Origin of the sequence: Exiguobacterium sp. s124 (genome assembly GCF_018617485.1) — a bacterium.
Taxonomy (GTDB): domain Bacteria; phylum Bacillota; class Bacilli; order Exiguobacteriales; family Exiguobacteriaceae; genus Exiguobacterium; species Exiguobacterium aestuarii.
Genome location: NZ_JACSKH010000001.1, coordinates 463,978 through 489,672 on the forward strand (window position 1 = coordinate 463,978; position 25,695 = coordinate 489,672).

19 protein-coding genes are annotated in these 25,695 nt (G+C 43.1%); 11 read left to right on the forward strand and 8 right to left on the reverse strand.

What is annotated here, in order from left to right:
• Positions 1 to 149 precede the first annotated feature (149 nt).
• Together KNO85_RS02480 and tagD are read left to right on the forward strand one after the other, a co-directional pair.
• Positions 150 to 1,196: an acyltransferase family protein gene (locus tag KNO85_RS02480; RefSeq protein ID WP_214786645.1), complete on the forward strand. Its 1,047-nt coding sequence runs from the start codon at positions 150 to 152 to the stop codon at positions 1,194 to 1,196.
• A gap of 179 nt (positions 1,197 to 1,375) precedes the next feature.
• On the forward strand, positions 1,376 to 1,762 hold the full coding sequence (gene tagD / locus KNO85_RS02485) for a glycerol-3-phosphate cytidylyltransferase (protein ID WP_214786646.1): 387 nt from the start codon (positions 1,376 to 1,378) through the stop codon (positions 1,760 to 1,762).
• Between the two features lie 50 nt (positions 1,763 to 1,812).
• Here the strand turns inward: tagD and KNO85_RS02490 are convergent, their stop codons facing one another.
• A complete protein-coding gene (locus tag KNO85_RS02490) occupies positions 1,813 to 2,763 on the reverse strand; it encodes an ABC transporter ATP-binding protein (protein WP_214786648.1) in 951 nt (316 codons plus the stop codon).
• A gap of 160 nt (positions 2,764 to 2,923) precedes the next feature.
• Positions 2,924 to 4,033 carry a non-hydrolyzing UDP-N-acetylglucosamine 2-epimerase gene (wecB, locus tag KNO85_RS02495; protein WP_214786649.1) on the reverse strand — a complete coding sequence of 370 codons (1,110 nt, stop codon included), beginning with the start codon at positions 4,031 to 4,033 and terminating at the stop codon, positions 2,924 to 2,926.
• Between the two features lie 244 nt (positions 4,034 to 4,277).
• On the opposite strand from wecB, the gene KNO85_RS02500 reads away from it, so the two are divergent.
• From KNO85_RS02500 to KNO85_RS02530, 7 genes are all read left to right on the forward strand, one after another.
• Entirely contained in the window at positions 4,278 to 5,087 is an 810-nt protein-coding gene (locus KNO85_RS02500) for an ABC transporter permease (RefSeq protein WP_214786651.1), read from the forward strand.
• 111 nt (positions 5,088 to 5,198) lie between these two features.
• Positions 5,199 to 7,307, forward strand: coding sequence for a bifunctional glycosyltransferase family 2 protein/CDP-glycerol:glycerophosphate glycerophosphotransferase (locus KNO85_RS02505; protein ID WP_214786652.1), 2,109 nt, complete (start codon positions 5,199 to 5,201; stop codon positions 7,305 to 7,307).
• 243 nt (positions 7,308 to 7,550) lie between these two features.
• The gene (locus KNO85_RS02510) at positions 7,551 to 10,433 is read left to right on the forward strand and encodes a CDP-glycerol glycerophosphotransferase family protein (RefSeq protein ID WP_214786654.1); all 2,883 of its coding nucleotides are present in this window, start codon (positions 7,551 to 7,553) and stop codon (positions 10,431 to 10,433) included.
• 131 nt (positions 10,434 to 10,564) lie between these two features.
• Positions 10,565 to 11,788, forward strand: coding sequence for a CDP-glycerol glycerophosphotransferase family protein (locus KNO85_RS02515; RefSeq protein WP_214786656.1), 1,224 nt, complete (start codon positions 10,565 to 10,567; stop codon positions 11,786 to 11,788).
• A gap of 3 nt (positions 11,789 to 11,791) precedes the next feature.
• Positions 11,792 to 12,901, forward strand: coding sequence for a CDP-glycerol glycerophosphotransferase family protein (locus KNO85_RS02520; protein ID WP_214786659.1), 1,110 nt, complete (start codon positions 11,792 to 11,794; stop codon positions 12,899 to 12,901).
• Between the two features lie 188 nt (positions 12,902 to 13,089).
• The gene (locus KNO85_RS02525; RefSeq protein ID WP_214786661.1) at positions 13,090 to 14,982 is read left to right on the forward strand and encodes a bifunctional metallophosphatase/5'-nucleotidase; all 1,893 of its coding nucleotides are present in this window, start codon (positions 13,090 to 13,092) and stop codon (positions 14,980 to 14,982) included.
• A 68-nt stretch (positions 14,983 to 15,050) separates the two neighbouring features.
• Positions 15,051 to 15,554: a YdcF family protein gene (locus KNO85_RS02530; protein WP_214786663.1), complete on the forward strand. Its 504-nt coding sequence runs from the start codon at positions 15,051 to 15,053 to the stop codon at positions 15,552 to 15,554.
• Positions 15,555 to 15,574: 20 nt separating this feature from the next.
• Here the strand turns inward: KNO85_RS02530 and KNO85_RS02535 are convergent, their stop codons facing one another.
• The 3 genes from KNO85_RS02535 to KNO85_RS02545 all read right to left on the reverse strand — a co-directional run bounded on the left by KNO85_RS02535 (position 15,575) and on the right by KNO85_RS02545 (position 19,048).
• Positions 15,575 to 17,395 carry an acyltransferase family protein gene (locus KNO85_RS02535; RefSeq protein ID WP_214786665.1) on the reverse strand — a complete coding sequence of 607 codons (1,821 nt, stop codon included), beginning with the start codon at positions 17,393 to 17,395 and terminating at the stop codon, positions 15,575 to 15,577.
• A 155-nt stretch (positions 17,396 to 17,550) separates the two neighbouring features.
• Complete coding sequence (chrA, locus tag KNO85_RS02540) at positions 17,551 to 18,735, reverse strand: chromate efflux transporter (protein WP_214786667.1); 1,185 nt, start codon at positions 18,733 to 18,735, stop codon at positions 17,551 to 17,553.
• Between the two features lie 4 nt (positions 18,736 to 18,739).
• Positions 18,740 to 19,048 carry a PadR family transcriptional regulator gene (locus KNO85_RS02545; protein WP_074036378.1) on the reverse strand — a complete coding sequence of 103 codons (309 nt, stop codon included), beginning with the start codon at positions 19,046 to 19,048 and terminating at the stop codon, positions 18,740 to 18,742.
• 200 nt (positions 19,049 to 19,248) lie between these two features.
• Between KNO85_RS02545 and KNO85_RS02550 the strand changes: the two genes are divergently transcribed.
• Positions 19,249 to 21,933, forward strand: coding sequence for an HD domain-containing phosphohydrolase (locus KNO85_RS02550; RefSeq protein ID WP_260569871.1), 2,685 nt, complete (start codon positions 19,249 to 19,251; stop codon positions 21,931 to 21,933).
• 39 nt (positions 21,934 to 21,972) lie between these two features.
• Here KNO85_RS02550 and KNO85_RS02555 read toward each other — a convergent pair whose 3' ends face one another.
• Genes KNO85_RS02555 through KNO85_RS02565 form a run of 3 tightly spaced genes read right to left on the reverse strand, consistent with a single transcriptional unit; the run spans position 21,973 to position 25,137 of the window.
• Complete coding sequence (locus KNO85_RS02555) at positions 21,973 to 23,073, reverse strand: ABC transporter permease (protein ID WP_214786669.1); 1,101 nt, start codon at positions 23,071 to 23,073, stop codon at positions 21,973 to 21,975.
• Positions 23,060 to 24,193 (reverse strand): ABC transporter permease, encoded by a 1,134-nt coding sequence (locus KNO85_RS02560; RefSeq protein WP_214786671.1) that lies wholly within the window; start codon positions 24,191 to 24,193, stop codon positions 23,060 to 23,062. The genes KNO85_RS02555 and KNO85_RS02560 overlap by 14 nt, the downstream gene beginning before the upstream one ends.
• 11 nt (positions 24,194 to 24,204) lie before the next feature.
• A complete protein-coding gene (locus KNO85_RS02565) occupies positions 24,205 to 25,137 on the reverse strand; it encodes an ABC transporter ATP-binding protein (RefSeq protein WP_214786673.1) in 933 nt (310 codons plus the stop codon).
• 144 nt (positions 25,138 to 25,281) lie between these two features.
• Here KNO85_RS02565 and KNO85_RS02570 point away from each other — a divergent pair, with 144 nt between their 5' ends.
• Entirely contained in the window at positions 25,282 to 25,677 is a 396-nt protein-coding gene (locus KNO85_RS02570) for a hypothetical protein (protein ID WP_214786675.1), read from the forward strand.
• Positions 25,678 to 25,695 lie beyond the last annotated feature (18 nt).

Here is a 25,695-nt window from a genome sequence, read left to right on the forward strand (position 1 = left end):
TTGTTGATTATTAATGAACATTGATTAGGTATTTTTTTATTTTGTTAGTCGTGAGAGTAACTTTATTTAAACTTAATATATATTTACGAACAGTAATGTTATTATAACGATGGTACATTTCAATAAAACGGTAAAAGGAGAATTTAGTTTTGGTTAAAGAGTGGAATTTTTTAAGGGCGATCGCCTGTTTGAGCATCGTGCTATTGCATAGTACGACGAGTGTGGGACGAGCAATTGGCTATAATCAAATCGATTATCTCCATTTCATCAGAATTTTATTATGTTATGCAACTCCGACGTTTATTGTGCTCTCTGAAATAATTTTGGCAAATAAATACTCGACTTCTATACCGGATGGTTTTTTTAAGAAGCGGGTAAAATGGATTTTAGGGCCCTTTACGGCTTTTGCTCTCATTGACGCGTTCGTAGTTAGTTACATGCGTTCAAATCCAGCTTATGTGTTAGATAAGTTTATGAGTAACCTTCAAGGGCATTATATTGGGTATTTTCTACTCGTCATTTTTCAGTTTTATATTTTACATTTCTTGATTGTGCGTTATCAAATCAAAACAGAAAAAATGGTCTTTATCGCTACGACAGTCATGCTATTGTCTCTCTGGTTCTTACACGAAGAACTGTATCTGTTTGAAGGGTCATCGAGCATGCAAATGATTAGCTTTCCTACATGGTTAGGATACTTTGTCATCGCGTTTTTAGTAGGGAAGTACTACGATCAAATTAAGCCAATGCTTATTAAATACAGAAGTTTACTGTTTGTCGGCCTGTTGTTTTCAACAATGTTGATTTATATGTCTTATAGTGCAGGTTATGCAGATATCTCATCAAGAAGATTAGACATGTTACCTTTTACGTTCTTTATGACGCTGACTATTTTAAGTATAGGTTCAACTTTCCCTCAATTGCGATTAGTTGATTTGATTAGCAATTACTCATTTGGAATCTTTTTGTTACACTGGCAAGTTCAAAGAATCATGACACCACTGATTTTAGAGAATACTCAGTTGTCAGCTAATGTATTCATAGCGGTTACGTTTTTACTGTCCCTCACGATTTCGATGGTCATTATCAAAATCGTTTCCTTCATCCCGGGAAGCAGCTATGTATTCGGTAAGCTGAAATCCTTACCTGTCCGTAAGAAACGTGAACCCGAACTGTTCACTCAAAAGGCGGGATAAGCCGTTCACTGTAATGATTGTAAAATACGTTTCAAATCGACATGATTTGAAACGTATTTTTTATATGGTAAACAAATATGTAATTGTCTGACTCCGCATTTGCGTGTAGTATAAAGTTAATATTTAGTTAATTATTCATTAAGGATACGTTAACGTAATAACTATATTGAGGTGTAAACATGAAAAAGGTACTTACTTATGGAACATTTGACTTGCTGCATTGGGGTCATATTAATATTTTGAAGAGAGCAAAAGATCTTGGGGATTACCTCGTGGTCGCTTTATCTACTGATGAATTTAATGCACTCAAGCATAAGCAAGCTTTTCATTCGTATGAAAATCGAAAAGTCATCCTGGAAGCGATTCGTTACGTGGATGAAGTCATTCCTGAAAATGATTGGGATCAAAAGATTAGCGACGTCCAAAATCACGATATTGATGTATTCGTGATGGGTGATGACTGGGAAGGGAAATTCGACTTCTTAAAGGATCACTGTGAAGTTGTCTATCTTCCGAGAACAGATGGTATTTCTACAACGCAAATTAAAGAAAACCTTCGCAAATAAGCATAAAAGAAAGAGAAGCATATTCGCATGCTTCTCTTTCTTTTATATCTTTAAAGTCCGTTTTTAATGACATCAATAATAGATTGAATGCCATTTTCACCGAATTGAGAAATCTCTAGGCCACTGTATAAAACTAGCGCAATTAAGACGGCAAATGTACCGACATTCGTGAGAATAGAAGCGAGAGACAGTGTGCCTTGCTCCTTTTCGCTTTTGATTGCAGCGGTCTTTTGGTTCGTTAATCGTGATTGGCGGAATTCTTTCTTTTGTGTAGCGGACATGTTTTTGTAGTCGTCAAGAAATTTTTTGTAGTGTTTTAAAACTTCTGTAGCATCGCCATCTTCTCGAACTTTTCCGTACTCAAGCCAGACGACTCTTGAACAGAACGATTTTATTTGATTTAGACTATGACTTACAAAGATGATGGTCTTCCCTTCATCTTTAAACTCATTCATCCGATCAATACATTTCTGGTAAAATGTTTTGTCCCCGACAGACAAGGCTTCGTCAACAATCAAAATGTCAGCATCCACGTTTACCGCTATGGCAAATCCGAGACGCGACTTCATCCCACTAGAATATTTTTTGATTGGTTGATCGATAAAATCACCGATGTCGGCAAATTCGATGATGTGCGGCATTTTTTCTTTGATTTCTTTTTCGGTCATTCCTAACATTAAACATTTCAGCATAATATTTTCGCGACCTGTTAATACTTTTTTCAAACCTTGAGATACGGCGATAATGGCGACGTCACCATTTACTTCGCAAGAACCTGAGGTAGGTACAATGATTTCGGAAATCATGTTAGATAACGTGGATTTACCAGAACCATTGACTCCGACAAGTCCAATCACCTCTCCGGAATGGATGGTCAAGTTAATATCATTTAAGGCAGTAAACACTTTTGATTTTCCCGACTGAGTTGATTTGAAATGACTTAAAAAACCAGAGGTCATTTCAAATTGCTTTGTGGCATTTGTTAATTGAATACGAATCATTTTCTCAATCCTTTGTCTAATAAGAGCCTGTCGAAATGGAATATACATCAGTTAATCTTTATATATGAAGAAGAATACCTCATTCAATGTGAATTGTAAAATGGATCGATACATTTGAGTAGAGGTGGTTTGAGTGAATATTCAATCGAAAACGACTCTTTTATTTATGGAAATATTCATCAAGAACGTTCATAATCTGTTGGGACGCAGTACCGTCCCCGTATGGATTCGTTGCATGCGACATCGCTTGATGGGCACTTTCGTCTTCAAGTAGAAGTTGGACTTGTTTGAAGATATCCTCTTCATTGGTACCAACGAGCTTGAGTGTACCAGCTGCTACTCCTTCGGGACGTTCAGTCGTATCGCGTAAGACGAGAACAGGGATACCTAAAGAAGGTGCCTCTTCTTGAATGCCGCCAGAGTCCGTTAAAATCAAATACGATTGCGCCATGAAATTATGAAAATCGATGACGGAGAGTGGTTCGATTAAATGTACACGTTCTACGCCATGCAAGACAGCGTTTGCCGCTTCCTGAACTAACGGGTTTAGGTGGACAGGATAGACGACTTCAACGTCTGGGTATGTTTCGACTAATTTACGAACTGCTCTAAAAATATGATGCAGTGGCTCACCCAGATTTTCACGTCGATGAGCAGTTAAAAGAATCAATCGTCTGTTCTCTTGCTGGATGTTCGATAAAAGTGGATGTTCATATTCGGAACTGACGGTAGACTTCAATGCATCAATCGCTGTGTTACCAGTGATATAAATTTGATCTTTTGTATAACCTTCGTTGAGAAGATTCGTTGCCGCAGCTTCGGTAGGAGCGAAATGAAAGTCAGTTAGTACGCCAGTTAAGCGGCGATTCATCTCTTCCGGGAAAGGAGAGTACTTTTGATACGTTCTGAGTCCTGCTTCGACATGACCGATTAACACTTTATTGTAAAAACCAGCAAGTGCCGCCGAAAAGGTTGTAGTTGTATCGCCGTGTACTAAAATGATGTCGGGCTGTTCGATCTTAATCACTTCATCAAGTTTATTCAATACGTTCGTGCTGATTTGAGTGATGCTCTGATTGTGGGCCATCACGTTCAAATCGTAGTCGGGGGAAATGTTGAAAATGGATAGTACTTGATCAAGCATTTCTCTATGCTGTGCTGTCACAGCTACGACGGGCGTAAATTGTTCATGTTTATTTAATTCAATAATAAGAGGTGCCATTTTAATTGCTTCAGGTCTTGTGCCGAATACAAATAGAATTTTAGCCATTTTGAAATCTCCTTATGAAAAATTCAATGTAAAATTTGAATGAGTAACTAATCATTTGTACTGTATCATTAACAATAGAAAATCCAAAATAAGTTTTTAATGAAATCTTCACTTAATTGATAAAGTAGTCTATTATGGTGAGGTTGAAGAATAACTTAATCTATTACTTATACTTAATAAGTGAATTTAAAACGTAAATGTCTTGCAGTCATTCTTTGTTTGTTAAGAAAGGGTCGTACTAAGTATGTATAAAACACTTCTGACAATCATTTCCGAACAATTTGTGAATCGGAAACTGATTCTACGCCTGGCTAGATATGAAGTGAAGTCTAGTCATGCAGAAAAAAAGTTAGGTTTAGTCTGGGAATTGATTAACCCTGCTCTCCAAATCTTCATCTATTGGTTCGTGTTTGGAGTTGGATTACGGAGTAATCAAGACGTAAATGGAGTACCGTTTATTTTTTGGCTAATGGTCGGATTGAGCGCTTGGTTCTTTATAAATGATGCTATTTTACGAGGTAGTAATTCGATAAATACAAGACTAGGCATGTTGATGAAAATGAAGTTTCCGTTAAGTGTGATTCCAGCATATGTAGTGGTCTCGCGCGTGTATCAACATTTAGCGATGTTAGGAATCGTGATTTTGGCAACTTTGTTGTTTAGCGAAGTACCCCTTCAGATCACGCTCCTTCAACTTCCATACTATTTTTTCTCGATGGTTATGTTCGTATTTAGCGTTTCCTTATTGACTTCGACTTTAATCACATTAGTCAAAGACGTATATCCGTTGATGCAATCCGTAATGCGAATGCTTTTTTATCTAACACCTATTCTATGGACGGTAGATTCATTTCCAAAGGCACTACAAGGGTTATTACTATTAAATCCAATCGCCTATATCATTAATGGGTACCGCGAATCAATCTTGTATGGCGTATGGTTTTTTGAAAACCCAACGTATATGCTGTATTTCTGGAGCTTTACCGCAATCCTATTTATTTTGGGTGCAACGCTGCACACGAAATTCCGTCAATCATTTAATGAGTTAGTATAACCATATCGTTTCAATCAACACATTAATGTGTAAGGGATATCGAATCGTCTCGATATCTCTTACAATATTTTTTTATCATCCACATAAATTAAACAAGGAGTATGAGATTTTATGAAGAGTATTGGTGTCATCGTCCCAATCTTATCGCATCATTTTAAATACGAACGTGCTATTCGTTCTATTTTAGATCAAGAACAAATTGGTCGTCTTGATGTTCAAATTCTATTGATTGTTCAAAAAAAACATGTAGACCTGCTTTCTATAGATGAGTTTCCTACTGTCAAACTCATCACTGTCGATGAGAAGTTGACCGTATACGAAGCAATACGGGTTGGTGCAGTTACGTTGGACACAGATTATGTGACGTACTTGGATGCGGATGATATCTTATCTCCTCGTGCTGTCTTCACTTGGTTTCGAGCTGCACAGATTAGTCAACAGCCCGTTTTAGTAGGACAACGACGTCAAATTTACCAAAAGAAAAGTTGGACTCAGCCAATCGATCATGCAGATTATTTTTTATCAACAAATAAGGCGTTTTCTGCAAGAATGCACAACTCCATTAAAGGATGGTGCATGAAGACCGAGCTTTTAAAAAATTTACCGCACCTCGAAACGAAATGGTTTGGCGAGGTCGCCATCTCGTTCCATGTATCGAGACAAGTATCGTTGTATTCGAGAGTGAATTATGTGGTCTATGGGAAAAATGATTATTTAAGTGGAATGGATCAACCGAACCTCTATAATAAGCGAGATGAGACGACATTACGTGAAGCATCGAGCTTGTTCAACTTGTTATATATTGAGGCAAATGATGAGACGAGTCGTAAACATGTCTCAGTTTGGTTCGAATCATTTATTGCGAATCGTGGTCGTAAATATTTAATCCTTACTGAAAGTCAACAGGAGAGAAAAGACCTCTTTAAACTGATTGCCAAAGACTTAAAACGATTCTCACTTACTAAAGCGTACACAAAAGTGTGGGCACTTAATAACTATCCACTGTTCCTCGCATATACGCGAGGAGTTCAGGTGAAGTCCGTAGTAATGAGAAGCGTCAAAATATTGGCGAAGAGACCGAAAAAAGCATCATTATATCCGCTGTTCACAAGACTTCCTGTGAAAAAGAATCTTGTGTTGTTCGAAAGCTTTTTAGGAAGAAGTTATTCGGATAATCCTAAAGCGATTTATCAAGTGATGATTAATCAACGACCTGATTTAGAGCCGGTATGGATTTTCAGTTCACCACCCTCAACAGAGGTTGCAGAACAATGTCCGAACTGGGTATTAAAAAATTCCGTTCGTTACTTCTACTACATGGCTCGTGCAGAGTATTGGGTATTTAATACGAGACAGCCTTTATCATTGCCGAAACCATCTCATACGACATATCTTCAAACTTGGCACGGGACCCCATTGAAAAAACTCGGTCTTGATATGGATGAAGTTCATATGGCCGGTACAAACACGGTGAAGTACAAACGAAATTTCTACAAACAGTCACAAGAATGGGATTATTTAATTTCTCCAAACCACTATTCCTCAGCTATTTTTAGAAGTGCTTTTGGATTTTCAAATCAATTATTAGAAATTGGTTATCCAAGAAATGACGTTTTATACAACGGAAATACAGAGAGTCAAATTCAAGATTTAAAAGAGCAGATGAATCTTCCCAAAGATAAAAAAATCATCTTATATGCTCCGACATGGAGAGACGATGAGTATATCAAAAAAGGGAATTACCGCTTTGATTTGAAGTTAGAATTGGATCTAATGCAACAGGCACTCGGTGATGAATATATTGTGTTGTTGAGAATGCATTATCTCATTAGTGAAAATCTGGATACGAAGCAATACGAAGGATTTATATTCGACTTCTCAAAATATCAAGACATTGCGGAGTTATACTTGGTCAGTGATATCTTAATTACCGATTACTCATCAGTGTTCTTTGATTTTGCACACTTGAATAGACCGATGATTTTCTATGCGTACGATTTAGAAAAGTATGCATCTACTTTGCGAGGATTCTATTTCAACTTTGAAGGGATTGTTCCGGGTCCTCTTTACACGAAAACTGAGGAACTTGTTCAATATATTCAAAACATTGATACATTGAAGAACAATTACGAAGATCGAGTTGAATTGTTCCACCAAACGTTCTGTCATTTAGATGACGGAGGAGCGGCGCAAAAAGCAATTGATGCCGTGTTTCGGTAAGTAAAAAATGAGCTGGACGACGTTATGGAAATGGCGATGTCCGGCTTTTTATTTTGAAGTGAGATGGACATGCCATGGCAATTATTTTTTTACCGAACTGTAAACGTCATGTTATGGTATTTAATTTTGTTTAGTAAGATAATTATAGTTGATGTAGATTTGATTGAGTGAGTCGCTTTTAGGATATATAGATACAAGAGAGTGATTTCATAATCAATTTGGAAGAAGTGTAGGTGACAGTATATGAATAGACTAATGTGTATAAAGGTGTTTATAGAAAATCAAAAGTTTTACTTTCAGTTTAATCAACCACTAAAAGCAGGGGACTATGCGTTCGGGGATATAGATGGAGAAGTTGATGGGAACTTACTTTCTTTGCCGGTGACTGAATTGTTAACGATTGAAGTAAATGATGTTAAACACTTCATGCGAAACGATGAGATAGTAGAGTTAGATCATGAAGTTTTTGATATCAAGCAGATTCAGTATGAGAATTCCTTGTTTCGAGTGAGTTTGAACGAGTTAAATCACTTACTTATTAGTCGTAAGGTTCATACAAGCCACATTTGGAGATTTTACGCGAACGTCGATCGGCTCTCGCTATCCGAACAGAAGTTAACACTAGAAGGCAAGTTGAATTCAATTATTACTGAACAAAAACTAGAAGACAGAGAATTTCAATTGATTGTATTTGCAGAGCAACAGTTGCTATCTAAAACTGCGGTAACGGTGCGTAAGGATGGTGAATCTTGGTCTTCTCGTTTGGATTTATCTGAACTAAAGATGATTCTCCACTCATATACGAACTTGAACTTTTGGTTAGAAGAGACAAATGGAGAGTCGATTTATAGAGCTCGGTTGCAACGTCACTCTGACTTAATTCAGTTCCAGGACGTACTGATTGGAACGGAAGATTCGTCATTTTGGGGACGATTACGAAATAGTAAGTACTTCACGGTCAGTTTGAAACGTCAGTCCATGCTATTGGAAGAAGTATCTGTTCAAAAAGAAGAACATTCATTCAACTTTGAGTTTACAATCAACACGAACTCAAAAAAATTAAAAAGTATTCGAGTGATTTTCCCGACGGATGGGAACGTTTTTCATTATACATGTATAGAAAAAGGGGAAAGCCACTATCAAGCCCGACTAGATTGTGATCGATTGATTGAATCGCTTACAGATGAGGGACGATCGAAAGGGACGTTTATTTTACAAGGTATAATGGAGGATGGAGTACCGGTTCTGTTAACGATGAATTCGCCTAAATTGAAATATCGTGATACACAGAGCATCATCCCGTTTAATCACGTACCTTATGAAGTAGGGATGTTTGAAAGAAAGCGACAAGGACTTGTTTTAAGAATAAGAAAAGGTAGAATCGTTCGCACGATTTACTATGCTAATGACAATTTGAATCAACAAGTTCATTTAAAAGGAGCTTCGCTACTGCGAGGCATCCCAATCAATCAACAGGAAACAGACGTTAATCGTGTTTTGATTATTCGGAACCGACTAACTGAAAGTGATGCCCGTATTCCTCTACCTTATATGCGTGACTCGGCGTTTGCATATGTATATCGATTCGATGAAAAAAATTATGAATATGGTGGCTTTAATGTCATTTTTACGATTGATCGGTTCTTTGAACAGCCGGGAATTTATGATTTTTATGTAGCTTTTGAGAACAAAGATTTTTATATCGAGCGAAAGTTAGGATTTTCGCAATTCGTTTATAAAAAGGATGAGTATATCATTCAAAAAAAATCAACTCTCTTTACTCCTCAGGAAGTGAAATCGGAAGCACTGTTTTCGCTTACGCCAGGAGGAAATTTGAAGTTTGAAATTTTGCATCATCCTAAATTGATTGAACCCTCATTGTCACTGGATTTAAATCAAGAGGTATGGCTGATTGGAGAACGTCCAGATACTGCACAAGATACAGGGTACCATTTCTTTAAGTATTGTCGGGAACACTATCCGAATAGACAAATTTTTTATGCAATCGATGGTCTTAGTAAAGACTATGATCGGGTAAAAACTCTCGGTAATGTTGTGACGTTAAATTCTGCTGATCATCTATATATTGCAAAACATGTAACGCATGTATTTGGGTCGCATGATTTGGAATACTTTTTACCATATAAATTGTCCCAAATGAAGCGGGTCAATCAAATTAAAAAAGTCTTTCTTCAACATGGAGTAATGGGAAGAAAATCGGCCGAATATCATAAATTTTATTATACTCATCCTTTTGACTTAGTGATTACTTCCTCTGATGAAGAGAAAAAAATGTTCATCGATCATTTTAAATATCAAGAGAATGAAATTGCTGTGACGGGATTATCGAGATTTGATTTTCTCTACAAAAACCATGAGAAACACTTAGTATCTGACAAAAATGTCATCCTATTAATGCCTACATGGAGAGAATGGCTACACGATTCAAGGGCTTTTGAAGAGTCGCGATACTTGAAAGAGTATTTAGACTTACTAAGAAATGACCGCTTGAAAACATTTTTAGAGGATACCAACTCTGAATTATGGTTTTACCCACATTACAGAATGCAACCTTTCTTAAACTATTTTAAAGCCGAAGAAACATCGCGAGTGAAAGTTATTGAGTTAGGAACGAAGTCTGTTCAAGAGCTCCTGATGTCAACACATTTGTTGATTACTGACTATTCAAGCGTTTCTTTCGACTATTCCTTTATGAAAAAACCTGTTATTTTCTTCCATTTTGATTTTAAACGCTTCTTCAGGAAAGGAATATTAAGACCGTTAGAAGAGACGTTTCTTGGTAGCATCGTACACGACACGAATTCTTTGGTTGATGAAATCATTAAATACGAACAACAACATTTCAAGGAAGATGAAGACGTTGTACAACGGCGTCACCTCATTTTAAAGTACGTCGACGATCAAAACTGTGCTAGAATAATTCAAGAGGTAAAAGAATTAGACGAGAAGAGCCATCTACGGAACAATCATATGTGGTATCAATGGCAGTCTAAATTATCTCTCGGAAAAGTTAAAACCCTGCGCTATATTTTTAGGCACAAATGGATTTTACAATCTGCAGTCCTTGCGAAAAAAATACTGCGTAAGTTGAAACTCGTAAAATAGTGAAGTGTATGACAAAAACAAACATCCATAGGTGATGTTTGTTTTTGTCTGTTTGTAAGACGAGGTTTTGATTCTATTCTGGAAACTCGATTAATTTCTTTTATAGATATGATCATTCAATTTTCGTATCATTGGAACTTCAAGTTGAACGAGAAAGTAGGGATGAAATGAACATTAGGCGATTTGTAGTTCGTTTTGTAGAACATGCATACCGTTTTTTGATGAAGCGCATTCAAAAGAATCTAGCAAAACAAAATATAATCATGTTTGAGAGTTTTCTAGGAAAGCAATATAGCGATAGTCCAAAAGCCATTTACGAGGAATGGAAACGCCAAAATAGAGAGGAACGCTTGATTTGGAGTATGGACCGTAAACACCTTCATCATCTTCCTTCGGATGTCGAGTATGTAGAACGACTATCATTAAAATGGGTTTACTATATGGGAAGATCAAAAGTATGGATTAGTAATAGTCGATTACCGAATTGGTTACCGAAAGATTTAAACACAATCTATCTACAAACATGGCACGGAACACCGCTCAAAAAACTGGCTCTTGATATGCAAGAAGTACACATGGCTGAAACAGATCGTGAGTCTTATAAAAAATCATTTACGAAAGAATCGAGTAAATGGGACTTCTTGATTGCTCCAAATGAATATTCTAGCGAAATTTTTCAAAGGGCATTTGCATTCCATCAAGACATGTTAGAGATCGGGTACCCACGCAACGATATTTTCTATCAAGCTGAACGTATGAAGCAATTGGAGCAGAAAGTGAAGCATCGTCTTGACATCCCTTCAGATAAAAAAGTCATCTTGTATGCCCCGACATGGCGAGACCAGCAAAATGAAGGGCGAGGAAAGTACCGTTTTCAAATCCCGTTTGATTTTCAAGAGTTTTCTTCACGCTATGGCGATCAGTATGTCTTGTTGGTGCGGTTTCATTATTTAGTATCCGAAGAGCTAAACCTAGAGAGTGTGCATCCGCATGTGATTGATGTGTCGAGTTACCCGGATATTGCCGAACTCTACACTATCAGCGATGTATTGATCACGGATTATTCATCAGTCATGTTTGACTATGCACACCTATCAAGACCAATGTTATTTTATACGTATGACTTGGAAGAATACAGAGATGTCATTCGTGGGTTTTATTTTGACTTTACAAAAGAAGCTCCAGGTCCATTGGTACGCACACAAGATGAGTTGTTCGACGCCATCGATCGACTGTCAGATGTGACCCTTCAATACAAGGAAAAGTATGACCTGTTCCAAAAAAGATTTTGTGAATATGATCGAGGGGAAGCCTCCAAAATCATTGTTCAAACATTGTCTGAGAGGATGCGTTGATTTATGTTGAAGACCGTAAAGGAGCTTCTCATCACGCTTTATTTGCATATTGTCGGAGTGGTGGGGAGATTATCCAAACAACGTTCCATAAAGAATCAAACGGTGTGTATTGTGACATATGGGGACAACGTTTGGCCGATTATTGAACAGCTGGCCATCGAGAAACAACAGCGCATCTATTGTTTTTATGATTCATCGAAGGCACAACTGTCATCTCGGCCAATTCATCCATACATCATCTACAAACCATTAACGTTATACAATAAATTGTTTAGCATCCCCTACTTTGTCTCTGTATCTTCTCATTGTATTTTAGACAATTATGTGGCTGAACTATCTGAACTACCTGTACGAGATGGAACGAAAAGATTTCAAGTATGGCACGCAGCCGGTGCCATGAAAGCTTTTGGATTGACGGCTGCTCAAAATAAGGTAAGGGGCGACAAGGCCAACGCGCGTTTCCGAAAAGTTTATAAAAACTACGGTCATTTCATCGTTCCTGGAATGAAGTGTGCAGAACAATTTTCAAAAGCTCATGATTTACCGATCGAACGATTCTTGCCATTGGGGATGCCCCGAACAGACAGTTGGGTTCGTTCCTACACAAAAACGAAAGAGCGTCTCATCGTTTTCGCCCCCACCTATCGTGAAAACGAAGACTATGACGTCATGCCTTACGTCAAACAATTGCATGAACGATTCACGAAGCAAGGGTATCAGTTTCTTGTGAAGTTGCATCCGGCGGTGGAAGTGACAAATGAACTAGAGGGAATACAGTTCATTGATTCAAAAGAATCAATTATGCCTTATCTCATGAAAGCGGAATGGGTGATTACCGACTATTCCTCGATTCCGTTTGAGTCATGTCTGTTTGATACGAAATTGGCTCTGTTTGTTCCCGATTTAGAGGAATATGCGATGGTGCCTGGTCTAGTCGATCACTACATGACTTTAATCGATGCACCGATTGTGGGGACGGTGGAAGAGTTAGTCACGTGTATCGTCCAAAATCAGCATGGTAATGAAAAATGGGCTGACGAGTGGTACGATTTAACGCCAGGATACGCGACAAATCGAATTGTTCAATATTTTTATGAAGAAGACGAACATTGACCTATAGGAACATGTTCGTTTTTTTGATTTGAACTTTAATATTAAATCCAAAAAACATTTACAGAAAATGATTGTTTCTCAGTCCATTGTCCTATATTTTAAAGAAGAGAGGTTTTTTCCAAGTACATACTCTCGCTTACATGTTGTCCTGTCATTGAATTAGGGGAAATTCGAAAGGGGAAAAGTAAATGTTTTCATCAAAATCAGAACGTTTATTTACAGGGATGATTGCTGCGGCATTGGCCGTTTCAGCAGTGACTCCGGTGGTTTCTGTAGAAGCCAAGCAAAGTGAGAAGGTTACATATCAAGCGAAGAAGCAAGAAACGATTGAAATTTTAGCACCAACTTCGCCACTCGTTTTCAAACAAGGGGAAAAGTTGAAGGGGAAAGACCGTATCCTTAATGTGAAAATTGATGGCAAAGTCAAGAAACAGCCAGTCCGTTGGTCGAATCTGACGACGTCTACAATCGGTGAATTTACAGCTACGGCAACATATTCTCATAAGGGACAAACAGTCACGTTGGATGTTCCTTACACAGTAGAAGGCTATGAGTTGGCGATTATGCACACGAATGACACGCACGCCTCACTTGATAATGCGCCAAAACGTGCAACTGCGGTCAATCAACTTCGTGAAGAAAATGCAAATCGTCTGTTGATTGACGCAGGAGACGTATTCTCGGGTTCACTCTACTTTAACAAGTTTAAAGGACAAGCAGACCTCACATTAATGAACTATATGCAATACGACTTGATGGTTCCCGGCAACCATGAATTTGATCTTGGAACAGAAGCAGGGCACCCTGAATTCGCAGAATTCATTCAAAATGCTGAATTCCCGTTTGTCAGTTCGAATGTTGATTACAGTGGTGATCAATACTTGAACGCGCTCTATTCTGAGGATTTGACTCATAAACCTGTCGATGGAAAATTGTATGAAGGTGTTATCAAGACGATCGACGGGAAAAAAGTAGGATTCTTCGGTTTGACGACTGAAGATACTGCAAATATCGCGAGTCCGGGTCCGATTCAATTCCAGCACTACATCGATGAGGCAGAAAAAGCCGTCAAATCATTCAAACAACGTGGTGTCGATCAAATCGTAGCGGTATCACACTTAGGTTTTGATGATAACCCGGCTGTTGATAATGATTTGGAATTGGCAAAACGCGTAGAGGGCATCGATGTCATTATCGGTGGACACTCGCACTCACGTTTAAATGAACCAGTCGTTGTGGCTGATGGCGCCGAGCCAACGGTAATCGTCCAAGCATACCAATACGGCGACTTCTTAGGAACATTAGATGTTGTGTTTGATCAAAATGGTAAGATTGTTTCACATCAAGGGAAATTGATTGATGTGAAAACGTACGCTGCTGACCCAACTGCAGTCAGTTTATTGGCTCCATTCGCACAAGAAATCGAAAGCATCCGTAATGCTGAAATCGGAGCAGAGGCAACTGCAGCATTTGATAACCCACGTGATGCAGGTGATGTCACGAAACCGAGCGTCCGTAAAAACGAGACAGCTTTAGGGAACTTGATTACAGATGGTATGCTCGATCGTGCGAAACAAATGGACGGTGAAGTCGTTGCTGCGATTCAAAACGCAGGCGGTATCCGTGCACCTATCAATGCTGGTCCGATTACTACTGGTGAAGTGTTAACGACACTTCCATTCGGTAACACGTTAGCTGTGATGACACTCGATGGCTCTGAACTATTGTCAGCGCTTGAGCGTAGTGTCAGCGTTTATCCGATTGAAAGTGGCGGATTCTTGCACATGTCAGGTATGAAAGTTGAGTTCGATAGCTCGAAACCTGCTAACAGCCGTATCGTCAAAGCCCAAGTTCTTAAGGACGGGCAGTATGTGGATGTCGTGCCGACTGAAACGTACAAAATTGCGACGAACTACTTCGCAGCTAAAGGTGGAGACAACTACCTTGAGTTCAAAAAAGCGTATGAAGAAGGTCGTGTCAATGATCTAGGAATCATTGACTGGGAAATCATGCGTGATTACTTGGTTAAACTTCAAACGGTTACACCTTCAGTAGAAGGCCGTATTCTTGATGTAAAATAATATAAGACCTAAGAGAACCTGAGGGTAGTTAAACCAGGTTCTCTTATTCTTTTATGGGTGGGTTAAACATGAAACGAATCGTGGCGGATGGTACGTATCGATGGGTCATCGTTCTTGGAGCGAAAGTGAACGGAACATCGCCCTCTAGATCACTTCAAAATCGAATTGACATAGCCACTGAGTATGCGAAAAGACATCCCCATGTAAAATTGATCGCAACTGGGGGGCAAGGCCCAGACGAAGGTATGGCAGAGGCACTTGTGATTGAACGGGAACTGATTGCGCGTGGCATTGAACCACACCGGATCCATGTCGAAGCGACCTCTACATCCACAATCGAGAACTTTCAGCATAGTCGACTGTTTTGGCAGGGCGAGACAGGGCTCACGATTGTGACGAATGATTTTCATGTCCCACGTGCCCGTCTGATAGCGAAGCTTTATTTCCAACTCGAGAGTGATGCTTTGTATGCACCGACCCCATCACTAGCAAAAGGGCGGTACGTGATTCGGGAAGTGTTGGCCTATGTAAAGCTACTCGTGCGCTATCTGTTCAAGAAAGATAAAAACTAGGCTCTTGCGTCTGCAAGAGCCTAGTTTTGTTGACAGCCGATTTCTTTGTTTAAGACATCACCGAACGCTTCAGCACCTTCCACATTCAAATGGACGCCGTCGCTTTCGAAATAAGATTCTTTTCCGATCGATTGTCCATGCCAATCGATGAGGGAGACGTTCTCATGAAGTTCGCTTGCCCGGGCGAGCTTCTCATTGACCTCGCTTTCCCATGGTCGTGGGACGCGGGTGTTAATCAAATAGATATGGTCCGCACGTTTGAACTGCTTGAGGAGCGTGTCGAGTTGTTCCATCTTGAACGCCCCGTTCGTACCGAGGTGAAGGAAGACGACATGACCTGGCGCATTATACGATGCATACTGAGATGCGACAGGAATGGCGTCGCGGACTTGGCGACCGATTTCAGCATCAATTTCCATGTTCGGAAACGCGTCTGCCAAATATTCATTCAACCCAAGCATGACCGAATCGCCAATCGCGAGTGCCGGTGGACAACTCTGTTCCTCCGGCTTGTCGGTCGGTGGAGGCGTCACATCTGTGGCCGCTTCTTCCGACTCATTTGTTTCGGCTTCTTTCGGCACGTCAGGCGTCTCTTCTTTTGGCATCGGCACTTTCACGACCGGAATCTCATCTTGAACGGGTTTCGATTCAGAGAAGGCCAGGATGGTCAAATTACCGACGAGCACGAGCGAGAGTGCGGTCGCACAAGCCGTAGCCGCAAAACGTGCACTCGGGTGTGTCGGTGTCGAGACGAGCTGACGGAACGAGGCGATGAATCCGTTCCGACGAATCGGTGTCTCGATGAAGCGATACGACAACTCGGCAATCAACAGTGTGAGTGCGACCTGACCGACCGCAAGGAGCGGTGAAAATGTTCCGAGTCGTTCGAGTGGTGTCGTCAAGATGATGACCGGGTAGTGCCATAAGTAAATCCCATATGTCCGCGTACCAATCACACGAAGCCAAACGCTTCCAAATAGACGTGACCAAATCGTCGCCGGATGGGCGACCGCGGCAATCAAGATTGCGGATAAGAACGCGACGAGCAAGAAGCCGCCATAGTAGAGAAATGCGTCATACGCGTTCACACGAGTGATGGCCCCGACAATCACGATGAGGGAAATCGCACCGGCCACGTTCAAAATATGTCGCCCGATGTTGGGGATGACTTGCTTGAACGTATCCGGTCGCCAGCCGAATGCGAGCATGGCGCCCATGAGTAGGCCGAACAGGCGTGTATCCGTTCCGTAGTAGACGCGGCTCGGGTCTGCTTCAGGTACATAGCGGAACGCCATCCATGTCGCCGAGACGAGTAAGAGTGCAGCGACCAATTGAAGCAACCGTTTCCGGAAGGCGAGACCGACGAGTAGAATGAGCGGCCAGACCGCGTAAAACTGTTCCTCGATCGAGAGAGACCATAAGTTTTGAAGTGGTGACGGTTTCCCGAAGCTCTCGAAATACGATACTTCATGGAAGATGTACCACCAGTTGTTCACATAAGCGAGCGCGGCGAGTGAGTCTTGCCGTACCGTATCGAGCAAGGAGCGGTCAAAGAGCGTGACGTATGTCATCACGAGTGACAACATCAAGATGAGCGCCGGTAGCAATCGACGGAAACGGGCGATGTAGAATTTTTTCAAGTCGATCGTGCCCGTCTTCGTCCACTCGCGAATGAGGATACCGGTAATCAAATAGCCGGACAGGACGAAGAAGACATCGACACCGAGGAATCCCCCGGATATGTAAGGTACGTTTAAATGATATAAAATCACAGCCAACACGGCGAACGTGCGTAAGCCGTCTAAGCCAGGCATATACGTTGTATGTTTGAGTGGTTGCATGCCCCCACTTCCTTTCTAGTCAAAGCGGACATTTCCCTTTTTTTAGAATCCATTCTTCAGTATAACGAGTGGGGGAAAAGGAGTGGTTTCAAAAGATTTACAATCAACTCTGATTAAAAAGTCCACAAAAAAAGGGACGCGAGGTCCCATTGTGATTACATCATCTTAATGAACATTCCACCGATGACACCAGCGATGACGAGTGCCCAAGGTGGTAATTTCCAGTAAGCGATCATGACGAACAAGAAAGCGGCGAAGACGAAATCAACCGCGCCATTAACGGTACTCGTAAAGATTGGGCTGTAGAATGCCGCAATCAAAATACCGACGACCGCCGCGTTCACGCCGATTAACGCTCCAGCGACTTTCGGATTGTGACGAAGTGCATCCCAAAACGGGAGTGCCCCGAGAATGAGCAAGAACGCCGGCAAGAAAATAGCGACCGTCGCCAAGATCCCGCCCGGAATGCCGTTGATGACTGTCCCGAGATAGGATGCGAACGTGAACAAAGGTCCCGGAACGGCCTGTGCGGCACCGTATCCTGCGAGGAACGCTTCTTCGCTCAAGAAACCTGCAGGAACGAGCTCACGTTCGAGGAGTGGCAAGACGACGTGTCCGCCACCGAAGACGAGTGCACCAGCACGATAAAAACTATCAAATAGAGCGATTGTCTGGTTTTCAAACGTTTCTCGTAAAATTGGCAAGATGACGAGAAGTGCTCCGAATACTGACAATAAGACGGCACCGAGACGTTTTGAAATCGGGAACGTGCTCGATTTCGCATCGAGACGATCTGGCTTGAACAATAAGAACCCAGCGACAGCAGCGACGAGGATGACGAGTACTTGGCTAAATGTCGTCTGCCAAAGCAATACGCCAGCGAGTGCGAAGAAGGCAATCGTTTTTGTCTTCGTATCAGGTGTGAGCTTACTTGCCATGCCTAAAATCGCATGGGCTACGATGGCGACGGCAACGACTTTCAAGCCATATAACCACCCGGCATCGGATACATCGAGACCAGATAGTACCAAAGCGAATAGCATAAGCGCGACGACCGACGGGGTCGTGAATCCAATGAACGAGGTGATCCCACCTAGTATCCCGCCACGGACGATGCCGATGCCGATCCCGACTTGCGAACTCGCGGGGCCGGGCAAGAATTGACATAAGGCGACGAGGTCGGCGTATGCCTTCTCGTCCATCCATTTACGCCGTCTCACATATTCCTCATGGAAATAGCCGAGGTGGGCGACGGGTCCACCGAACGATGTCAGGCCGAGCCGGGTTGAAACGAATAAAATCTCTAGTAACGTCTTGAACGTCACACGTTGTGTCGTCATGTCTTCACTCCTTAATTTCTTTGAATAACTCATAAGCTTTTTGACGGGCTTCTTGTAAAACCGAGAGCCCTTTTTCGGTCGTCACGTAATTTTTTCGGACGTGTCCATCGACCGTCTCATTTTCACGGACGAGGAGACCATCCTTCTCCATGCCATGTAAAATCGGATAGAGCGTACCAGCGCTGATCTCATAACCGTGCTCCCGAAGTTCATCGACCATCCATGCCCCGTATACCGGATGTTCAGCGGCATGATGCAAAATATGAATGTGGATGAATCCGAGGAACAGCTTCCGTAGGACGCGGTCTTCCATACGTGTCAACTCCTTGTTATCGAAATTCGATATCGATTTTCGAAATCAGTCTAACAAACGAGTAAAAAGGAAACAAGCTATCTGTCTGCAGTTTACAAAACTTTATAATAAGCAGAAGGGAATGAGTTCGGAAAAAATAGGGAATCTATCACAAATGAGGTAAACTAGGTATTGAGTTTATTTGCTGAGGAGGAAGTGACGTGACAAATCCCATTCATTCTTCATACGATACATTGTTGCGTTATATGCCCCAAGGCTACGTCGAGTTTAAAGTGATTTACGACGATGCTTCGGAGCCGATTGATTATGAATTTTTTGAAGTAAACCCCGCTTTCGAGAAGATGATGAAAGGAAAACGAAAACATTTTATCGGACAGAAAGTGTCAGCGGCACTGAAGGATTTTGAATATAGCGAGCGTGAATGGATGATTCAAGTGGCACGGGTCGTCAGCGATGGCGGTACGGTGACGTTTGAGCATTTCTCGCGCCGCAATAAATCATGGTACGAGATGTCCGTCTTTAGTGAACGAAAAGGCTTTGTCTCCGTCATGTTTCATGACATCACCCGGCATGTACAAGAAAACAATGCCTTGAAGCAGCTCGTGAACGTGTCGCATCGTTTCGTTTCTACCGGTAGTGATTTGTTGATGAACCAACAGTTCCTTGATCAGATTCGTGATTTTACTGGGGCGAAAGCGGTCGCGCTGAATTTGATGGAGAGCGACGGTGAATCGTACACGACGGTTGCGTTGTCCGGCATGGATGAGATGTTAGAACGAAGTCTTGATGTGTTAGGGTTTCATCCGGTCGGGAAGAAGTGGCCGATGACCGACCAACGGCGTGAACTGTTCAGTCGATCGAATCCACAAGTGTTTGAAGGGATTGATCCGTTGATTGACGGTGCCCTCCCGAAACGGCTCGTCAAGAACTTACTTCGCATCTTCTCGCTTGGAGAGGTCGTCCTCTTTAAAATCGAGAAAGATGGGATACTATATGGAGATTTGACGATTGTGATGCAGGAAGGGAAAGTGGCGAATCGACTTGGACTTGTCGAATTGTATCTCGTCCATGTACTCGAGCAACTAATCAAAGCCGATCGCCAAGTCGGTGAGACGAAGAAGTCGATGTTCGATGGATTCGCAACACTCGACTTGGAGTGCATCATGGCGTTTCATACCCGTCAAATCTTACATTTGAACGATACGTGGGAGCGGGTACTCGGCTATTCGCTTGACGAGATGGAGAATATGGATTTTCTCAGCTTGATTCACCCGGACGATGATGGCATCACGGAAGCTGCTTTTGCAGAACTTGAGGAACGGGGAGAGTTGTTCCGTTTCGTCAATCGTTTCCGGACGATCGATGACACATATCGTTCGATCGAATGGCATTGTAAACTTCAGGGGAACTATATATACGCTGTCGCGAAAGACGTGACGGACCGCGTTCAGTTAGAAGAAAAGTTGGCTGAGCGGGACCGTTTGTTAACGAAACTTTCTGATCAGATCCCCGGTGCCATCTATCAGTTCGAGTTGTTGCCTGACGGTAGCTTCAACTTTCCATTCTTCAGTCGTGGCTTTGAAGACATGCTAGGAATCACTGCCGAGGAAGTGCAGTCAGATGCCGGACTCGTCTTCCGTCGGATGCATCCCGATGACTATCCTCACGTCATGCAGTCGATTGATGAATCTTATCGCAACTTGACGATTTGGGACGCCGAGTTTCGTGTATTGGCCGAGGACGGACGAACGATTTGGATTTTAGGGTCGTCCCGACCGGAGAAGATTGCTGATGGTCATGTCCTCTGGCACGGCTATATCGGTGACGTGACGGAGAAGAAAAAGTATGAGAAGGAAATCGAATATTTGAGTTATCACGACCAGTTGACGGGTGCCAAAAACCGTCGCTACTTCGAAGAAGCGCTTGAACGTTATGACGATGATGCGTTTTATCCACTGTCACTGATCGTCATTGATATTAACGGATTGAAATTGACGAACGATGCATTTGGTCATTTGATTGGGGACCGTTTGCTCGTCGAAGCAGCGAATATTTTACGGAATGAACTGCGGGCGAAAGATGAAGTGGCACGCATCGGTGGGGATGAGTTTGTCGTCATTTCACCGAATACGACACTTGACGAGGCGAAACAACTGTCCGACCGTTTGAGCCGACTTTTCCTCGGTCAAACGGTAGAAGGACTTCCGATTTCTGCATCGTTCGGTGAGGCGGTCAAGCACGATGCGGAAATCGGATTGACGGACGTCTTCAATTTAGCGGAAGATCGGATGTATCACCATAAAGTGTCTGAGAAGCAGAGTCGCCGTCACCATTCGATTCAACTGATCATGCGCACGCTGTATGAAAAGATTCCGCGTGAAGAGGCGCACTCTCAGCGTGTTGCGAATTTATCTGGGAAACTCGCGGAAGCGATGGGCTTCACGAGCGCAGAGGTGAATGAAATCCGAACGGCCGCTATTTTACACGACATCGGAAAAGTGGCAATCAGTAACGATATTCTAGATAAGCCGGGTGCTTTGACGGAGCCCGAATGGCGCGAAATCAAGCGTCATCCCGAAGTTAGTTACAATATTTTAAGTACGGTCCCTGAATATGTCGCCTTGTCTGAAATTGTTTTGTCGCATCACGAACGTTGGGATGGGAAAGGATATCCGAAAGGAATCAGTGAATATGAGATTCCGCTCGCTTCCCGTATCATCTCGATCGCCGATACGTTCGATGTCATGGTGACGGGTCGTCCTTATCGACAGGCGAAGTCGATTGATGAGGCGCTCGCCATTATCAAAGAAGAGGCGGGCAAACAGTTCGACCCGACGCTCGTCGATGTCTTCTTTGAAAAAGTCGTCCCAACACTACAACAATAAACAAGCGAGTCCTCTCTTATTTTGGGAGGACTCGCTTTTTCAAGTGGTAAGCGGACGCTTCTTCAATACGAGAATCGTCAACAAGAAGACGATGCCGGTCATGCCAATCATGACGAGAATGGAGAAGAATGGGAACTGTCCCTCGTACATCGTGATCACCCCGTTGTTCAACCAATAGGTCGGTAAGAAACGACCAACCACTTTTAATGATTCCGGTAACCACAGTAGGCTGATGAATGCGCCACCGGTGATGGCGGATGCCATTGTGACCGAAATTTGAAAAATATTCGCTTTCTCCCGATTTGTCGCAAAGACGGCGATGAGTCCTCCAAACGCTAGACAGACGAGCAAGTAGGCCGAGAACAAAGCGAAGACAGTCGGGAGATGCGTCCACACGTCTTGACCATAAAGGACGAGACTCACACCAATCAGCAGCATGACATAGACATAGCCGACGAGATAGAAGGCGAGGAGAAGCGATGCGAAATAACGCCGGGGTGTCACCGGTGAGGCGAACAGGCGGGCGTAGATCTTCTCGTCTCGGTCGTCCGCGACAAACATCGGGATGAACTGGAGAAACGTCGACATCATGATGAACGACAAGAGACCGAAAAAGGCTTGCGTACGCGCGGTCGTGGCGACGCTCTCTTGGAACGGTTCGCTTGAGAGCGTGTAGCCGTTTTCTGTCTCCTCAGCCGCAAGTTGTTCGAACGTTTCTTCATCAAATCCGCTCGCCTCGAGAAGTTGACGTTCACGCGACAAATGACCGTTCAGTGCCTGTTCGACCAAAGCAGCATCACTGCCCGCAATCGCTGAGAACGAAAGACGGGGCATGTCCTCGTTAAAGGCTCGTTCTGTAAAATTCTCTGGGATGAGGAGTACGATATCTTCTCCCTCTAACAAGACGTCCTCACCACTCGTCTCAAGTAAGGTGACGCGTCCAAATCGCTCGGCTTCTTCAATAAGACGTTCGGCAAGAATGCCTCCGTCCTCATCGACAATTCCAATCGACGCATTGAGACTCGAGGTACTCCCGACGAAGGATAAGATGAGCGCGAAACCGAACATCGATACGAATGTGAATACCCAAAGCCCTTTCTTTCGGAGCATCCGCTTGGCGACGTGCCTAATGAGTACCATGGCGCTTCACCCCTTTCGACAGAATATAGCTGAGCGCAATGAAGACGACCAAATGAATCCCGAGTAAACCGAGGCTTTCCCAATAGACGCTCACATCACCTTCCCGAAGCATGACGGCGAGCATCCCGTCTCGCATAAAAATCGGCATGAACACATAAGCTGCCCACGGTGCGTAGTTTAGCGTCACTTGATCGAATCCGGGAACGTAGCCACCCGATAAAATCATGATAATGGCGACGAATCCGTTGACGATCGCATCTTTCGTCGTCGCACTCAGCTTTGGAAGGTTGACGATGACAAACCCGATGGCGACTCCATATGCAGTCAAGGCGAGCCAAGCGAGGATTAAATAAACGAACTGAACGTTTGCCAAATCAAACGTTCGATAAACGAAATGGCTGAACCAAAACAATAAGATGAGCTGAAGTAAAATGATGACGTAGCGGCTGAACGTCCGTGCGAGCCGATACTGGATGGTTCGGACGGGAGCGGCTTGAATCCGTAAATAACTGCCCGTGTTCGGTTGTTCTTCCCGTGCCATCGCGGTGATATAAAACGACCCGAACAAAGCGGTCATGATCGAGATGGTGACGGTGAAATATTCGAGTGAGGTCGGGGTCCGTCCCGCTAGGTCGACACTCTCTGTATCAAGCCACGAATCATTCTCGTACGGGGCCGACACACCGGCCTCCGCGAGCGTAATCTGTTGGTTGGCAATCGCTGTATACTGACCGAGAATGGCTTCGAGTACGTCAAACTCGACGGTCGTCGGCTCTTCATATAAAAGCGTGATGTCACTTCCTTCGAGCTGTAAGATGACGTCCGCATCCCCAGCATTCACGCCACGCTCGGCTGACGTGATATCTTCATAAAGGACGAGCCGGATGAACGCCTGAATGTCTTCATCATTCAAAAAGTTCTCAAGTGGCTCACGATACTGATCGGTTGATGATTCGACGTACGCGACATTTGTGACGGGCAGTTTGAACGTGTCACTAAAGACAGCCGATAACATCGTCCCGAGACCGAAGATGAGGATGAGCGGGAAGAGGAGCATCCAAAAGAGTGTGGCACGGTCTCGTAGTCGCTGTTTCACATCGTATTTGATGAAAGTCCACATGAAATCGCCTCCTATTCCCGGAGTGTCTTCCCGGTCAATGCCAAAAAGACGGTATTGAGGGAAGGACGATCGACCGTGATGGATGTGAAGTGAACATGTTCCTGATGCAGGGTGTCAAGGAGCGGGGCGAGCGGTGTATCTTTATCGAGTGACACCTCGATATATGGTTCTTCATATTGCACTTTTTGAACGTGGTCGAGTGCATCGAGTCGTTCAAGCAGATGGGGCGTGAGTGCATCGACTTTGATACGGGCCGTCTCAAGCGTCATGACACGGTCTTTCAGTTCATCTTGAGTCCCTTCGGCGATGATTTTCCCTTCGTCGACGATCGCGATGCGGTCACAGAGTAGCTCGACCTCTTCCATATAGTGTGATGTATAGATGATGGTCGCCCCGCGACGATTCAGTTCACGGATGTTCTCTAAGATCGTGTTCCGTGACTGCGGGTCGATGGCGACGGTCGGTTCATCCATGAAGATGAGTTCCGGTTCATGGACAATCCCGCATGCGATGTTGAGGCGACGGAGGAGACCGCCAGACAGTTCGGGTGGTCGTTTCTTTTGGTGGGCATCGAGTTCAACGAACGCAATCGCGGCCTCGGTCTTTTGTTTCGCTTCTTTTGGACTGAATCCATACAATTCGGCGAAAAACTGGATGTTCTCATAGACGGTCAGCTGATCATAGACGGAGACGTGCTGCGGGACGATCCCGACACGTCGCTTGATGGACAGTTCGTCTTTTGGCATCGATTGTCCAAAAATCTGAATCGAGCCAGCATCTGCTTCATACAAGTTCAACATGACGGAGATGGCGGTCGTCTTGCCGGCCCCGTTCGGACCGAGAAGTCCGAATAGCTCTCCTTCTTCGACGTTTAGACTGAGATTGTTCAAGGCGAGTGTGTCCCCGAACCGTTTCGTGACATGGTCGAGCGAGATGATCGACATAGGTGCACTCCTTTCTTCTGTGAAAAATGCATCATTCTTCACAAAGGTGTTCGAGAATTGTCATGAATATACCTGTCCGGATTAACTAAAATATGCAATAATCTAATTATTCAGATAATTATTGCGTCGAAATGAGGGATTGGGATGAAAGGGTGGCAATTCAACAAACATGAGGGGGCGTTATTCCCAGACGAGATTGTACTTTCTGCTTTTTGTACAGTCGAACCAAAACGTATGGATTCGACGTTACCGTTTTACTATGACGAGTCGATTTTTCGATTCACGAATAAAGAAGAGACGTTCTACTTTAAAATATCACCGAGCTATCACGAGTTTGAAATCAATGTGAAGGACCGAGAAGGGGAACTCCTCTATTATCAATTGCTTCGGACCGTCAGCAAAGTCGAAATTTTAGAAGACCGGCGCGATCATGCGGAGTTGTTGATTGTCCTCGCAGAAGACCGGAAGCGGACCGTGACGTCAATCGAATTGACCGTCCGACCGCGTTTTCGTGTGCTCGTGAAAGAGCATGAGGTATGATATCTATCAGTTCATTAC